This is a genomic window from Bradyrhizobium sp. 197 (genome assembly GCF_023073375.1).
Classification (GTDB): Bacteria; Pseudomonadota; Alphaproteobacteria; order Rhizobiales; family Xanthobacteraceae; genus Bradyrhizobium.
In genome coordinates, this window is sequence record NZ_JADPJJ010000191.1 from 216,305 (window position 1) to 230,418 (window position 14,114).

Consider the following 14,114-nt stretch of genomic DNA (forward strand, 5'->3'; position numbering starts at 1 on the left):
GGCCAATGGCGCTGTCATATGCTAGGAAGGCACAGCTCGGTTGCGAGGATCAGAGGTGCAGGACATGAAAGAGCTCGTCGGTATTGCGGAACAGGTCGCGACGAAACTGATCGCGCGCAAACAGACCATTGCCGTGGCCGAATCCTCCACCGGCGGCCTGATCGCGGCCAGCCTGCTCGCGGTGCCCGGCGCGTCCGCCTACTTCCTCGGCGGCGCCGTGGTCTACACCCGCGACGCCAGGCGCGTGCTGATGGATATTTCGGACGAAGGAATGAAGGGATTTCGCTCCTCGTCGGAGCCCTACGCGCAACTGCTGGCCGAGCAGATGCGCGGCCGCTTCAACTGCGACTGGGGCCTGTCCGAGACCGGCGCCGCCGGTCCCACCGGCAACCGCTACGGCGATGCGGCAGGCCACAGCTGCATGGCGGTTGCCGGTCCCGCCGCAGAGGTGATGACGCGGGAGACGGGCAGCAACGACCGCTTCGCCAACATGCAGACGTTCGCGGCGACAGCGTTGAATTTGCTGTTGAAGAACTTGGACCGGTGACCTCGATGTCTCCCGGTATTTGGATGCCCCGGAGAATGCGCGGGTGCGATGCGCTCCCTATCGCGACACGTGCGCCGACACCGCCAGCCACGTCCCGTTCTTCTTCGCCCAGCAATCGGTATAGCGCCCGGTTGCCTTCTGGCCGTCCGCCGTGGTGTAGCTCGTCGCCGCGTGGATGATGGCGAAATCGCCCATGATGCGGATGATGACGTCGTGCTCCCCGAGATTCCGGATCGCAATCGGTTGCGCCGTCTGCTTCAGGAAGGCCGCGCGATCGACCAGCGTCTTGTCGGGATTGGAGCAGTAGAACTCCGGCGCCAAAATCTCGTCGAAGCGCTTGACGTCGCAATTCTGCACGGAGGCGACATAGTCGCGGTTGAGCGTGGTGAGTTCATCCATGTCCTGGCTCATGAGGTTTCTCTCCATTGTTTCGTCGCAAGAGCTCCTCGCAGCTACGAGAAGGACTAGTCATTGAACGAGGGCGGCGGCACGAACCCGCCGAACTCGCGTTCGATCAGCGCGGCGAGCTTCAGCGGCGTGCGGTCCTCGAGGAATGGCCCGATGATTTGAACGCCGACCGGCAGGCCGTCCTTCGACAGACCGAGCGGAATAGCCGTTGCCGGCAGGCCCGTCAGTGTGGCGATGCCGGGCCAGGCGAGCTGGTCCGGATAGGCAAAGTCCTTGCCGTCGATGTTGATCCGGCGCGCCTCCTGCTGCGGCGAATGATCATGCGGGTAAGCGGGGGTAGGCATGATCGGGCAGATCACCGCATCGAATGTCCTGAACAAATGCCGCCATTGCGTGCGCAGGCCGGCGCGAGCGCCCTCGTCGAACACCCAGGCCTGATGTGCGCTGGTCATGCCACGCAGCCGCTCGGCAGACAGGCCCTTGTCTTCTGGTGAGAGCTGCGCTGCCCCGGCACGCGCGCCGGCGAGAATGTCCGGCGGAAGGAAGGCGCCCAGAAAGCCCATCAGCATGCGCATGTAGAGGCGAGAGGACTCCGTGAAGTCGGGAAACAGCGGGCTTTCGCGGGTGATGCTCGCACCTGCGCCCGCCAATTGTTCCGCCAGCTTCTCGATCGCGCTGCGGATGTCGGCACTGGCAGGCAGCAACGGGTGGCTATCGATCACCAGCACGCGGAAATCCTTTAGCGCGTGGTGTCGCGCCTCCGGCAGCGCGAGCTTGTATCCGATGCCCAGGTCCAGCGGATCGGGGCCTGCCATCACGTCCAGGAGCAGGGGCAGATCGGCTGCGCTCCGCGCCATCGGACCGATCACCGCCATATCGCGCTCCATCGGGATCGCTGGAAAGGGCGGGGGCGTGTGGCCACGTGTCGGACAGAGATTGTAGGTCGGCTTGTGCGCATAGACCCCGCAATGGAAGGCGGGCACGCGCAGCGAGCCGCCGATGTCGGACCCCAGCGAGAGCGGTCCGTAGCCTGCCGCGAGCGCGGCAGACGAGCCGCCCGACGAGCCACCGGGCGTGCGGCCGAGATCGAACGGGTTGTTCGTCGTGCCGTAGATGTCGTTGTAGCTCTGCCAATCCGCGAGCCCAACGGGGACGTTGGTCTTGCCGAGGATGACGCCACCGGCGCCCTTCACCCGGGTGATCGACAGCGCGTCCTCCGCCGGCTTGAAATCCTTCTGCGGCGTCCAGCCCCAGGTCGTGGGCAGGCCGGCGACGTTGTAGGATTCCTTCACCGTGACGGGGAGGCCGAGCAGCGGCTTCCGCTCGCCGCGCGCCAATGCGGCGTCCGCCTCGCCCGCGGCACTGAGGGCGCGGTCGAAATCCCGGACGCAGATCGCGTTGACCTTGCCGTCGTGGCGTTCGATGCGGTCGATCGCATCCTGCGTGAGCTCGACCGACGAGACCTTCTTCGCGGTCAATGCGGCCGACAGCTCGACCGCACTCTTGAAACTCCAATCCGACTTGGCCACGGCGCTTCTCCTGCTCTTATTGCCGGAGGGATGATGCGCAGTTTGGCCGAATGCTGCAACGGCTGTTTGACGGTGATTGATATGCCGCTACAGAGCGTGAGGAGCCTACGCCGCTCCGATCAATATCCCCACCGCCAGCACGATGGCGCCGCCGAGCACGATCTGGAACACGGCCTGGAGGAACGGCGTGTCCATGTAGCGCGAGCGGATGAAGGCGATCGCCCACAATTCGAAGAACACGACGACGCCGGCGATTCCCGTCGCGATCCAGAATGCGTTCGGCCAGCTGTCCGGGACGAGATAAGGCAGGGTGTGGCCGAGGCCGCCGAGCGTCGTCATCGCGCCGCAGGTGATGCCGCGCAGCCATGGCGAGCCGCGCCCCGAGAGCGATCCGTCGTCGGACAGCGCTTCGGCGAATCCCATGCTGATGCCGGCGCCGATCGAAGCCGCGAGGCCCACCAGAAAGGTTTGCCAGTTCTGATGCGTGGCGAAGGCCGCCGCGAACAGCGGCGCCAGCGTCGAGACCGATCCGTCCATCAGGCCGGCGAGGCCGGGCTGCACATATTGCAGCACGAACGTCCGCCGCCGCGTGCGATCCTCCTCGGCGCGCACGTCCGGCTTGAGGATCTCGTCGGTGAGCGCGGCGGCGCGATTCTCGTGATGCTTCTCCTCCTCGGCGAGGTCGCCGAGCAGGCGGCGCACGCCGACATCCTCGGCCTGCTCGGCGGCGCGCGCGTAGAAGCGCTCGGCTTCGAACTCCATCGTCTCGACCTCTTTGCGGATCGTGTCGAGCGTCAGGTTCTTGGTCAGCCAGATCGGGCGCCGGCGCAAAAAGCCTTTGACGTCCTCGCGGCGGATCGGCGGCAGATGCTGACCGAAGCGCTCTTCGTAGAGTTTGAGCAGACGGCGCCGGTGGCCGCGTTCCTCCTCGGCCATCTCCTCGAATATCTTGGCCGTGTCCGGATAACGGTCCCTGAGATCCTCGGCGAAGGTCATGTAGATGCGGCTGTCTTCCTCCTCGGAGGAAATCGCGACCGCGAGCACCTCGCGTTCGGTCAGATCGGCAAAGGTCTTCACGGTAGCCCTGTCTCGATAGTTTAGAATTATTCTAAACTATATAAGGCGTCAGGGTTCCCGGGTCAAATCAGGCCGGGCGGCTCTTCGCCAGGAATTCGAGCAGCAGACGGCTCACCTCGACAGGCTGCTCCTGTTGCACCCAATGGCCGGCGCCATCGACGAGGTGGCAGCCGAGCAGCTTCGTGCAGGTCCGCGCCTGCATCGCTTCAAACACGCCGGGACGCTGATAGGTGCCCCAATCCTGCTTGCCCGAGATGAAGCAGGAGGGGACGTCGATGCTGCGGCCGGCCAACAATTGCAGCTGGCTGTTGAATGCGCCAGATGTGCCACAGCGATACCATTGCAGGCCGCCCTGGAATCCGGTGCGGCCATATTCGGCGCTGTAGTAGGCGAGCTCGCGGTCGGGCAGCCATTGATTGGCAGCGATCGTAGCCGGCGAGGGCATCTCCTTCGCCACCGTCTCGGCCATGGTCTCGTTCAGGTCCATCACATAATAGGTCGGCAGCTTCGCCAGCTCGTTCGCCGACCAGGATTTCAGCGGATACGGCTTGTTGCCGGTCCAGTCCGCGCTTTTGTGATGATAATAGGCGCGCAGAACATCATGCACGCCCTGCGGCGCGCGGTGCATGTCGGCATTCGCCGGGCGCGTCGCATAGTACCATTGATAATGCTTGCGCGGACGCGGCAGCGCGGCGAGCTCGCGATGCACGGGATCTTCGACCGGTGGCTTTACCGGCGTGTCGATCGTGTCTAACGGCAGCGGCGGCGCTCCGCCGAACGGCGCACTCATCATCGCCACCGAACGAAACACGTCGGGCCGCATCAGCGCGCACCACGCCGCGACCGGGCTGCCGAAATCATGTCCGATCACGTCGACCTGCCTGTAGCCGAACGCCGACACCAGCCCCAGCGCGTCACGCACCAGGTTGAAGAGCGAAAAGGGCGCGAGATCGCTATCGTACTCCGCGCTCCACCCCGTCGTCCGGCCATAGCCGCGCTGGTCCGGGGCGATCACGTGATAGCCGGCCGAGCCAAGCGCCGGCATCACCTTGCGCCAGGAGAAGGCAAGCTCGGGAAAGCCGTGCAGCAGCAGGATGCAAGGCCGCCCCTTGGTCTCGAAGCCTGCCTCCAGCACATGCATGCGCAGGCCGTTGATGTCGTCGACATAGCGTGAGCGGATGCCGGCGGGCAGGGGAATATCGGGGAGCGCTGTCATCGTGTCTCTCCACTCGGTGGAATCGCTACACCGCCGCGCAGACGAACCCGTTGCCCTTGCGCCGGATCTTGCCCACCGACGGCGACGGGAAATGCGCGGTGCAGCACAGCGTGTCGGTGTCGCAATAGCGTTCCAGGAAGCTGCGGCGCGTCGTTGCCGCCTGCGCCTGATCGACGTCGAACTTCACCGACATCTCCGGATAGAGCGTCTGGATCGGCGAATGCATGAGATCGCCGCTGAAGACTGCGTCGTCCTTGCCGCGGCCGAAAGTGAACGCGACATGGCCGGGCGTGTGACCCGGCGTCGGCAGGATACGCACGTGGTCGCCGATCTGGTGATCATTGCCGACGATCTCGTGCCGCTTGGCCTCCACCACCGGCAATACACTATCCACGAAGGGCGGCACCGGCCCCTTCGCATTCTGTTCAGTCCAGTAGTCGAACTCCTGCCTGGCGAACACGTAGCGCGCCTTCGGGAAGGTCGGCACCCAGCGGCCGTTTTCCATCCGCGTATTCCAGCCGACGTGATCGACATGCAGATGCGTGCACATCACGAAGTCGATGTCGTCAATGGAGAATCCGGCGGCGTTGAGCCCGCTCAGATAGGTGTCGTCGGTCTTCATGTTCCATTTCGGACGCTGCGGCCGGGGCTTGTCGTTGCCGATGCAGCTGTCGACCAGAATGGTGTGATGCGGCGTCTTGATGACATAGGACTGAAAGCAGAGGATCAGCGTATCCTGTTCGTCCAACGCATTTGCCTGACGCATCCATGCGCGATTCTCGGACAGCACCTCCGGCGTGAGACCGGGCATGAGGTCTAGCGCCGGCAGGAACGTCGTCTCCTGCTCGACGACGCGATGGATGGTGAGATCGCCGACCGAGTATTTGAGGCTCATGAGGATTCCCGAGATTTAAGCCGCCGGCGGCACCGAGATCTTCACGGAGGGCCGTTCCAGCATCTTCTGATGGAAAGCGTCGAGCTTCGGATAGGCCTTGCGCCAGCCGCAATCGGCGAAGCGGAAGTCGGCATAGCCGAGCACGCAGACGAGGCCGATCTGCGAGATGTCGAACGGGCCGTTCAGGACATCAGGCATATTCTCGAAGCGCGCCATGCCGGTCCAGGCCCGATTCCAATGGTCGTCCGACCAAGCCTGCCATTGCAGGCCCTGCGGCCGCACCATCTTCTCGTAGCGGCACAGCAGCATGGAATCGAGCATGCCGTTGAGCAGGGAATGATTGGTCTTGACCTGCCAGCGCCGCGGACCGTAGTCGGCGATCAGGCTGCCGCCGACCATCTCGTTGAGATATTCGACGATGACGTAGGAGTCCAAAATGACATCGCCGTCGTTGGTGATCAGCACCGGCAGCTTCTTCAGCGGCGTGATGCGCGAGTAGTCCTCGTTGGCCGTGCCCGGCGCGACGGCTGCCGGCGTGAACTCGATCTTGTCGATCAGCCCGAGCTCGATCGCGGCAATGCGCACCTTGCGCGCGAAGGGCGAGGCGGGAGAGAAGGTGAGCTTCATGGGAAATAACCGCTATCCAGACATACAAACCTCATCCTGAGGAGCGCGCCGTTTGGCGCGTGTCTCGAAGGATGGGCGAGGGAGGCGCTCTCTCGTCACCCGGCGCGAACGTCGGGCGACTGTGTTCGTGTCCATCCTTCGAGACGCGCGCTGTGCGCGCTCCTCAGGATGAGGACGGAGCCTTTACGCCGCGACGATCTCCTGGCGCTGCTCGCCGAGGCCCTCGATGCCGAGCGTGATGACGTCGCCGACGTTGAGGAAGGTCGGCGGCTTCATGCCCAAGCCGACGCCGGGCGGGGTGCCCGTGGTGATGATGTCGCCGGGCAGCAGCGTCATGAACTGCGAGACATAGGAGATGCACTTGGCCATCGAGAAGATCATGGTCTTGGTCGAGCCGGACTGGCGGCGCTGGCCGTTGACGTCGAGCCACATCGAAAGGTTCTGCACGTCCTTGATCTCGTCCTTGGTGGCGAGCCACGGGCCGACCGGGCCGAACGTGTCGTGCGACTTGCCCTTGGTCCACTGGCCTAGGCGCTCGATCTGGAAGGCGCGCTCGGAGACGTCGTTGCAGACGCAGTAGCCGGCGACGTGGTTGAGCGCATCGGCCTCCGAGACGTATTTTGCGCGAGTGCCGATGATCGCGGCGATCTCGACCTCCCAGTCAAGCTTGGTCGAGCCGCGCGGCTTCTCGACCGCGTCGTTCGGGCCGGACAGCGAGGTGTTCGCCTTCATGAAAATGATCGGCTCGCTCGGGATCTCGGCGCCGGTCTCTTTGGCATGATCGCTGTAGTTGAGGCCGATCGCCACGAATTTCGAGATGCCGGTAACAGGCGCGCCGAACCGCGGCTTGCCCGAGACGGCGGGCAGCGAGGCGGGATCGAGCGCCGCCAGTTTCTTCAGGCTGTCGGGCGAATAGGCCTCGCCAGTCAGATCTTTCACATGCGCCGACAGGTCGCGCAATTGGCCGGATTTGTCGATCAGGCCAGGCTTTTCCGCACCCTTCTCGCCATAACGAACAAGTTTCATTCTCGTTTCTCCCTGGAATGGACCGATCGGTTGAACAGCTTCATGGAACAGGGCGGCGGGAAATTCAACCGCCGACTGACGCCCGTTGCCGCATTGCTCCCCCTCATCCTGAGGGCCCGCCAAAAGGCGGGCGTCTCGAAGGATGGCCGCGGGCGAAAGCGGGGCCTTCATGGTTCGAGACGCGCGAAGACGCGCTCCTCACCATGAGGAGCAACTTCCTCACCCCAGCGCGTCGAACCTGAACGCGTCCCCATCCCGCTTGATGTGACCGGCCGAAAAATGCCCGCCGATCACCAGCGTCGGGGTATCGGCAAAGCGGCCGAATAATTCGCGGCGCGTCACCGCCGATTGGCCCTGATCGGAATCCGCGGTCGAGGACCAGCCGAGATGCGCCATCTGGCACGGATGATGGGCGACGTCACCCGTCAACAGTCCTTGCTCACCGTCCGACTGGATCAAAATGCTGATATGTCCGGGGCTGTGGCCCGGGGTCGGGATCATGCTGATCTCGTCGCTTAGCCGGTGGTCGCCCGGGATCAACTCGGCCCGGCCGGCATCGACGATCGGCTTCACGGAATCGCCAAATACGGCCTGCTTGTCCGGCTCGGTGGAGTGGTCGCGCCAATGCTCGTATTCAGTCTTGCCGAACACATAGCGCGCATTGGGGAAGGTCGGCATCCATTTGCCCTCGACCAGTTTCGTATTCCACCCGACGTGATCGACATGAAGATGTGTGCACAGCACGGTGTCGATGCTCTCGGTCGGAAAGCCCGCCGCAATCATCGTCTCAAGGAATGGCGCGGTGCGGTTGTTCCAGGTCGGGACATTGCGGCCCTGCTTGTCGTTGCCAAGGCCGGTGTCGACCACGATGCGGCGCGTCGGGGTTTCCACCACCAGCGAGTGGATCGACATTTTCAGCCGGCCCTCGTCGGTGGCGAAATGCGGGATCAGCCAGGACAGCTTCTGGATTTCCGCGTTGCTCGCCAAGGGCAGAATGAAGCGGGTCGAGCCGACCGTCTCCAATTCCACGACCTTGGTGATTTTGACCCTGCCGACCTTCCACTGCATCCGGCGCATCCTGACGTTCTTGCTTTGGCACGGAACATGCGCAGTTTCGCCGTCAGGCGCAATGGATCATCTGACGTGATGCGGCGTTATCGCGGGAACCCAGCGAAAGCCAAAGGGCCAGCCATGCCAGAGCCAGACATGCCAGAGCTTGCAATCTCCGCCGAGAAGATCGCCTTCATCATCGAAAAGGCGCGCGAATTCGACGTCAAGGAAGGAAATTCCGATCCGGATTCCGGCTCGAACGCGACGGATGACGATGCGGTCGACATCCTTGAGGATGACGGCTCCGATCCGGTCGTCAACGAACTCGGAAGTTTCATCGTTGCCCTGAACGAGGACGAGCAGATCGATCTCGTCACGCTGACCTGGCTCGGCCGCGGCGACGGCACGATCGACGACTGGAACGATTTGCGCGCACGCGCCGTGCAGGCGCGCGCCGAGTATCACAGCCCCCGGCGCGAAACGGCGCATTATCTGCTCGGTGAGCCGATGCTGGGCGATCTGCTTGCCGACGGGCTCGACGAATTCGGCATCGACTGGACCGACGGAACCCCAGTCGCCGATTCCTCCAGTTCGAGCCAGCGGGACGAAGACGAGCCCACCAAGCAACAGCGGTGATCCTGGCCGATACTAGCGCGCGCAGTCGACGACCACGGTGCCGAGCTTGTCGCCTTTCTCGACGGCGACATGGGCCTGCGCCGTCTCCGACAACGCAAATTGCGCCGCGACGTTGTGAATTCGCGGCCCCGCCGCCAGCCATTTCGAGATGTCGGCCTGCGCCGCCGCAAGCAACGCCGGCGGCAGCGCGAACAAGACGAGCGAGCGGAGCGTGATGCACTTCTCCATCAGCTCGCGCATCGGCACAGTCGGCGTGCGGTTGCCGTTCGTGGCGTAGACCGCGATTGTCGAATTGATTGCCATCAACTTCAGGGTCGTCGCGATGTTGCCGCCGAAATCGACATCGACCACGTGGTCAACCCCGCGTTCGCCGGTGAAGGCCATCGCCTTGGCAACGACATCTTCGTCCCTGTAATTGACCACGAGATCGGCACCGGCTTGTCGCGCCTGCTCGCCCTTCATCGCCGAACTGACGGTCGCGATCACCTGCGCGCCGCCCCATTTCGCGAGTTGCACTGCGTAATGCCCTACTGCACCCGCGCCGCCGGTGACCAGCACGGACTTGCCGACGATCGGTCCGTCCGCAAACAGGGAGCACCACGCCGTCATTGCGGGAATGCCCAGCGTCGCGCCTTCCGCCAAAGAGAGATTGTCCGGCAGCGGCGTCACCAGATGCTCGGCAAGCGCGATTTGTTCGGCCGCCGTGCCAAAGGCGCGGCCGTTACGCTGGCCGTTGAACAGCCAGACCTTGTCGCCGATCTTGAACCGCGTCGCGCCATCGCCGATCTGGTCGATAAACCCCGCGCCATCGCTGTTCGGAATGACACGCGAAAATTCCTTCGCGCGATAGCTGCCGCCGCGCCGGCCGACATCGGCCGGGTTGACGCCGGAGGCTTCCAGGCGAATACGAACTTCGCCTGGGCCTGCGACCGGCGTCGTCATCTCACCATAGGTGAGGACGTCCGCCGCCGGTCCTGTCTCTTCGTACCAGACTGCCCTCACAGCGTTCCGGGGAAGGCACCGCCGTCGAGCAAAAGGTTCTGACCGGTGATGAAGCCGGCCCTGCTGCCGCACAGGAATGCGCAGGCGTAGCCGAACTCGTCGGGATCGCCGAAGCGGCCCGCGGGATTGAGCTTGGCGCGCTCCGCCAGAACCTGATCCGGCGTGATGCCGCGCTTCTCGGATTCCCCCTTCGCGGTGCTGCGCAGGCGGTCGGTCTCGAACGGGCCCGGCAACAGGCCGTTGATGGTGACGTTGTTGATCACGGTCTTGCGCGACAGGCCGGCGATGAAGCCGGTGAGGCCGGCGCGCGCGCCGTTGGAGAGACCGAGAATGTCGATCGGCGCCTTCACCGCGGCCGAGGTGATGTTGACGATGCGGCCGAACCTGCGCGCCATCATGCCGTCGACCGTCGACTTGATCAGCTCGATCGGGGTCAGCATGTTGGCGTCGATCGCCTTGATCCAGTCGTCGCGGGTCCAGTTGCGGAAATCGCCGGGCGGCGGTCCGCCGGCATTGTTGATCAGGATGTCGGGCTCGGGGCAGGCCTTGAGCACGGCCTCGCGGCCGGCCGGCGTCGTGATGTCGCCGACGATCTCGGTGACAGTCACATCAGGACAGGCCTTGCGGATGTCGTAGGCCGTCTTTTTCAAAGCTTCGGCGCCGCGCGCGGTCAGTGTGACGTGAACGCCGGCTTCCGCCAGCGAGATGGCGCAGGCGCGTCCGAGGCCTTTGCTGGATGCGCAGACGATGGCGCGGCGACCTTTGATCCCAAGATCCACTGTTTCACTCCCGTAATGTCATGCAGGTTTTTAGAGCCGCTATTCTAGCCAACCTTGGCGCCGCTGATAAGGGACGGGCTCGCATCAAAATGCATGCAGTCCTGCGCGGCGATGCAAATGCGCCTGATCAGATGCGCCGTTCCTGCTTGAGACGGTCGATCGCGGAGGTTGCCTCCGGCGGCAGCGACTTGAAGCCCATCTGCCCCGCGGCCGAGAACAGCGGCCGTAGATGCGAGCCGGCGAGAAAGGGCGGCTGGCGGTTGGCCGGCACGATCTGGTCGAACACCAGCACCAGCGTGGTGGCGACGAGGCCGACCCTGATGGCGCCGAGCGCGGCGCCGCCGAGCCGGTCGCCGATGCCCGCCTCGCGTATCGTGTCGCTCAGCGCCAGCCGGCCGAGATATCCAAACAGCATGCCGACCACCACGAAGATGCCGAAGAACCAGATCCAGTTCTGAAGCAGCGGCGAATTCGGATTGCCCGCGACCTGCGGGACGATCAGCGGCATCAGCGCGACGGCGATGGGGGCGGCGAGGAGATAGGCGAGGATCGTCATGGCGCTGCCGAGCAGGCCAGTCCTGAAACCGAAGCCGATCGCGATTGCGAGCGCAGCATAGACGGCGAGATCGAAACTGTTCATGCGCGGGAGCCTGCCATGGAACGAATGAACGCAGAACCGATCATTCCGGTTTCAGATCGTTAAAATCGTCTGTATTGATGGCTGCAAAGCTCAGGGATCGCACCCCAAGAAAACGTCAAGGAACTCGTCATGTCAGACCTATTCGACGTCAGTCGAGAAACCATCCTCGTGACAGGCGCGAGCCAGGGCCTGGGGCGGCAATTTGCCCGGGTGTTGGCAGCGCATGGCGCGGCCGTCGCGCTCGCGGCGCGGCAGACCGACAAGCTGAAGAGCCTGGAAGAAGAGATCCGCGGCAAGGGCGGCCGCGCCGCCGCCGTCGCGCTCGACGTCACCGACACCGCATCGATCGCCAGGGCCGTCGACGCCACGGAAGCCGCGCTCGGCCCAGTCACGGTGCTGATCAACAATGCCGGCATCGCGATCGAAAAGCTCGCGACCGAGCAGACCGAGGCCGATTGGGACGCGGTGATCGGCGCCAATCTCAAGGGCGCCTATTTCCTCGCAACCGAAATCGCGCGGCGGATGATCGCGCGCAAGCAGGAAGGCAACATCGTCAACATTGCCTCCGTGCTCGGCACCGGCGTTTTGAAGGCGGTGTCGCCTTACGCGATTTCCAAGGCGGGGATCATCCAGGCGACCAAGGCGATGGCGCTGGAGCTCGCGGGACAAAACATCCGCATCAACGCGCTGGCGCCCGGCTACATCGACACCGAGATGAACCACGCATTCTGGTCGACGCCGCCAGGCGAGCGCCTGACCAAGCGCATCCCCCAGCGCCGCATCGGTGCCGAGTCCGATCTCGACGGCGCGATTTTGCTGCTGGCCTCGAAGGCCTCGCGGTACATGACGGGGAGCGTTATCACCGTCGACGGTGGTTTCCTGCTCAATTGAGCTACCGCATCTCCGCCCTGATCATGTCCGCCGCCTTCTCTCCGATCATGATTGTCGGCGCATTGGTGTTGCCGCCGATCAGCGTTGGCATGATCGAGGCGTCGACGACGCGCAGACCCTCGACGCCATGCACCTTCAATGCCGGATCGACCACGGCCATCGCATCCGTCCCCATCCTGCAGGTGCCGACGGGGTGATAGACGGTGTCGACGCGCTCGCGCAGGATGGTGCGGATGTGGTCGTCGGTGCGCACTTCAGACGTGAACATGTCCTTCTTCTGCAACGCGCGCATTGCGGGCGTCTCCATCAGCCGTCGCGTGGTCTTGAAGCCCGCGACCATCGTCTCGAGATCCTCCGCCTCACCCAAAAAATTCGGATCGATCATCGGCGCTGCCAGCGGATCGGCGCTTTTCAGCCAGACGCTGCCACGGCTCTTCGGTCGCAACAGGCAGACATGGCATGAGAAGCCCGCCTCCTTGTGCTTCTTGCGGCCATGGTCGTCGAGCATCGCAATGATGAAGTGCAGCTGGATGTCGGGCACATCGAGGTCGGCTCGGGTCTTCAGGAAGCCGCCACACTCGGCGAAATTGGTGGTCATCAGGCCGCGCCGCTCCCGGCGGTATCGCTGGATGGCGCGGAGCAGGGATGGCAGCCGGCTGATCGATGAGTGGACGAAGTGCGGATAGTCGGAGGCGTAAACGAACACGAAGTCCGGATGATCCTGCAGATTGCGTCCTACGCCCGGCAGGTGATGCACGACGCCGATACCGTGCGCTCGAAGCGCCTCGCCATCGCCTATGCCCGACAGCATCAGCAATTGCGGTGACTGGAAGGCGCCGGCGGCGAGGATCACCTCGCGGCGGGCGCGCAGCTGCTTTGTCTGCTTGCCCTGCATATATTCGATGCCGACCGCGCGCCCGCCCTCGAACAGGATGCGCGTGGCATGCGCCTGCGTCTCGACACGCAGATTTGCGCGCTTGCCCATGTAGGGATGCACATAGGCGCGTGCTGCGCTCCAGCGCTCGCCATTATGCTGCGTCACCTGGTAGCTGCCGAGCCCTTCATGGTCGTCTTCATTGAAATCCTCGCGGATGCGGAACTGCGCCTCGCGGGCGGCCTGATGGAAGACGTCATGGATCGGATTGTCCGAGCGCAGCCTGTTGACATGCAGCGGGCCGCCCTTGCCATGATACGCGCCGTCGAAATCGGTGTTGTTCTCCGAACGCTTGAAATAGGGCAGCACGTCCGCGTACGACCAGCCGGCATTGCCGAGCGAGGCCCAGTGGTCGTAGTCCCATTTGTTGCCGCGGATGTAGACCATGGCATTCATCGCCGAGGAACCGCCGAGCCCCTTGCCGCGCGGTTGATAGCCGATACGGCCGTTCAATCCCTTCTGTGGCACGGTATCGAAGGCCCAGTTCGCTGCCTTGTATGGCAAAGCGAGCCCGAACGGCGTAGTGATCCGCCAATTGTCGTTCGGGCCGCCGGCATCGAGCAGCGCCACGGATGTCCCCGCATCCTCCGACAGCCGCCCCGCCACCGCGCAACCGCCGGAGCCCGCGCCCACGACGACGAAATCGAATGTGTCGCTCACTGATGTTTTCCCCCTGCGTATTTTCTTCTCGTCATTGCGAGCGAAGCGAAGCAATCCAGAATCCCTCCATGGTGACAGTCTGGATTGCTTCGCTGCGCGTAACTGCCCAGGTCCGTTTGCTCGGTTAGGCGACGCTGAGTTTGTGGATGAGTTGTGTGGGGCATCGGGACAATGTTTCGAGCATGTTCCATCCGCGC

General features: G+C 63.9%; 15 protein-coding genes. 3 read left to right on the forward strand and 12 right to left on the reverse strand.

Annotation, left to right across the window (positions count from 1 at the left end):
- Window positions 1–64: 64 nt before the first annotated feature.
- Window positions 65–547: a CinA family protein gene (locus IVB27_RS42680; protein ID WP_247448465.1), complete on the forward strand. Its 483-nt coding sequence runs from the start codon at window positions 65–67 to the stop codon at window positions 545–547.
- 57 nt (window positions 548–604) lie between these two features.
- Here the strand turns inward: IVB27_RS42680 and IVB27_RS42685 are convergent, their stop codons facing one another.
- From IVB27_RS42685 to IVB27_RS42720, 8 genes are all read right to left on the reverse strand, one after another.
- Window positions 605–958 carry a nuclear transport factor 2 family protein gene (locus tag IVB27_RS42685; protein ID WP_247448466.1) on the reverse strand — a complete coding sequence of 118 codons (354 nt, stop codon included), beginning with the start codon at window positions 956–958 and terminating at the stop codon, window positions 605–607.
- 53 nt (window positions 959–1,011) lie between these two features.
- On the reverse strand, window positions 1,012–2,484 hold the full coding sequence (locus IVB27_RS42690; protein ID WP_247448467.1) for an amidase: 1,473 nt from the start codon (window positions 2,482–2,484) through the stop codon (window positions 1,012–1,014).
- 105 nt (window positions 2,485–2,589) lie between these two features.
- On the reverse strand, window positions 2,590–3,561 hold the full coding sequence (gene mbfA, locus IVB27_RS42695) for an iron exporter MbfA (RefSeq protein ID WP_247448468.1): 972 nt from the start codon (window positions 3,559–3,561) through the stop codon (window positions 2,590–2,592).
- Window positions 3,562–3,628: 67 nt separating this feature from the next.
- The gene (locus IVB27_RS42700; RefSeq protein WP_247448469.1) at window positions 3,629–4,777 is read right to left on the reverse strand and encodes an alpha/beta hydrolase; all 1,149 of its coding nucleotides are present in this window, start codon (window positions 4,775–4,777) and stop codon (window positions 3,629–3,631) included.
- Window positions 4,778–4,802: 25 nt separating this feature from the next.
- A complete protein-coding gene (locus IVB27_RS42705; RefSeq protein ID WP_247448470.1) occupies window positions 4,803–5,672 on the reverse strand; it encodes an MBL fold metallo-hydrolase in 870 nt (289 codons plus the stop codon).
- A gap of 15 nt (window positions 5,673–5,687) precedes the next feature.
- Window positions 5,688–6,299 carry a glutathione S-transferase family protein gene (locus IVB27_RS42710; RefSeq protein ID WP_247448471.1) on the reverse strand — a complete coding sequence of 204 codons (612 nt, stop codon included), beginning with the start codon at window positions 6,297–6,299 and terminating at the stop codon, window positions 5,688–5,690.
- A 183-nt stretch (window positions 6,300–6,482) separates the two neighbouring features.
- Window positions 6,483–7,325 carry a fumarylacetoacetate hydrolase family protein gene (locus IVB27_RS42715; protein WP_247448472.1) on the reverse strand — a complete coding sequence of 281 codons (843 nt, stop codon included), beginning with the start codon at window positions 7,323–7,325 and terminating at the stop codon, window positions 6,483–6,485.
- A gap of 219 nt (window positions 7,326–7,544) precedes the next feature.
- Entirely contained in the window at window positions 7,545–8,393 is an 849-nt protein-coding gene (locus IVB27_RS42720; RefSeq protein ID WP_247448473.1) for an MBL fold metallo-hydrolase, read from the reverse strand.
- A gap of 138 nt (window positions 8,394–8,531) precedes the next feature.
- On the opposite strand from IVB27_RS42720, the gene IVB27_RS42725 reads away from it, so the two are divergent.
- Window positions 8,532–9,011, forward strand: coding sequence for a DUF3775 domain-containing protein (locus tag IVB27_RS42725; RefSeq protein ID WP_247448474.1), 480 nt, complete (start codon window positions 8,532–8,534; stop codon window positions 9,009–9,011).
- Window positions 9,012–9,023: 12 nt separating this feature from the next.
- Here IVB27_RS42725 and IVB27_RS42730 read toward each other — a convergent pair whose 3' ends face one another.
- From IVB27_RS42730 to IVB27_RS42740, 3 genes are all read right to left on the reverse strand, one after another.
- Window positions 9,024–10,013, reverse strand: a complete 990-nt coding sequence (locus IVB27_RS42730; RefSeq protein ID WP_247448475.1) for an NADPH:quinone reductase — start codon at window positions 10,011–10,013, stop codon at window positions 9,024–9,026.
- A complete protein-coding gene (locus tag IVB27_RS42735) occupies window positions 10,010–10,792 on the reverse strand; it encodes an SDR family oxidoreductase (protein WP_247448476.1) in 783 nt (260 codons plus the stop codon). Before IVB27_RS42735 ends, IVB27_RS42730 begins: the two co-directional genes overlap by 4 nt.
- 127 nt (window positions 10,793–10,919) lie before the next feature.
- Window positions 10,920–11,432: a CvpA family protein gene (locus tag IVB27_RS42740; protein ID WP_247344106.1), complete on the reverse strand. Its 513-nt coding sequence runs from the start codon at window positions 11,430–11,432 to the stop codon at window positions 10,920–10,922.
- Between the two features lie 129 nt (window positions 11,433–11,561).
- Between IVB27_RS42740 and IVB27_RS42745 the strand changes: the two genes are divergently transcribed.
- Window positions 11,562–12,323, forward strand: coding sequence for an SDR family oxidoreductase (locus tag IVB27_RS42745; RefSeq protein ID WP_247344103.1), 762 nt, complete (start codon window positions 11,562–11,564; stop codon window positions 12,321–12,323).
- Between the two features lies 1 nt (window position 12,324).
- Here IVB27_RS42745 and IVB27_RS42750 read toward each other — a convergent pair whose 3' ends face one another.
- Window positions 12,325–13,917: a GMC family oxidoreductase gene (locus IVB27_RS42750; protein ID WP_247448477.1), complete on the reverse strand. Its 1,593-nt coding sequence runs from the start codon at window positions 13,915–13,917 to the stop codon at window positions 12,325–12,327.
- Window positions 13,918–14,114: the final 197 nt, after the last annotated feature.

What these genes read in the sequence shown, in the direction of transcription:
- IVB27_RS42680 (WP_247448465.1), top strand. Translation starts at nt 65, where the DNA reads ATGAAAGAGCTCGTCGGTATTGCGGAACAGGTCGCGACGAAACTGATC.
- IVB27_RS42685 (WP_247448466.1), bottom strand. Translation starts at nt 958, where the DNA reads ATGAGCCAGGACATGGATGAACTCACCACGCTCAACCGCGACTATGTC.
- IVB27_RS42700 (WP_247448469.1), bottom strand. Translation starts at nt 4,777, where the DNA reads ATGACAGCGCTCCCCGATATTCCCCTGCCCGCCGGCATCCGCTCACGC.
- IVB27_RS42705 (WP_247448470.1), bottom strand. Translation starts at nt 5,672, where the DNA reads ATGAGCCTCAAATACTCGGTCGGCGATCTCACCATCCATCGCGTCGTC.
- IVB27_RS42710 (WP_247448471.1), bottom strand. Translation starts at nt 6,299, where the DNA reads ATGAAGCTCACCTTCTCTCCCGCCTCGCCCTTCGCGCGCAAGGTGCGC.
- IVB27_RS42715 (WP_247448472.1), bottom strand. Translation starts at nt 7,325, where the DNA reads ATGAAACTTGTTCGTTATGGCGAGAAGGGTGCGGAAAAGCCTGGCCTG.
- IVB27_RS42720 (WP_247448473.1), bottom strand. Translation starts at nt 8,393, where the DNA reads ATGCAGTGGAAGGTCGGCAGGGTCAAAATCACCAAGGTCGTGGAATTG.
- IVB27_RS42725 (WP_247448474.1), top strand. Translation starts at nt 8,532, where the DNA reads ATGCCAGAGCTTGCAATCTCCGCCGAGAAGATCGCCTTCATCATCGAA.
- IVB27_RS42740 (WP_247344106.1), bottom strand. Translation starts at nt 11,432, where the DNA reads ATGAACAGTTTCGATCTCGCCGTCTATGCTGCGCTCGCAATCGCGATC.
- IVB27_RS42745 (WP_247344103.1), top strand. Translation starts at nt 11,562, where the DNA reads ATGTCAGACCTATTCGACGTCAGTCGAGAAACCATCCTCGTGACAGGC.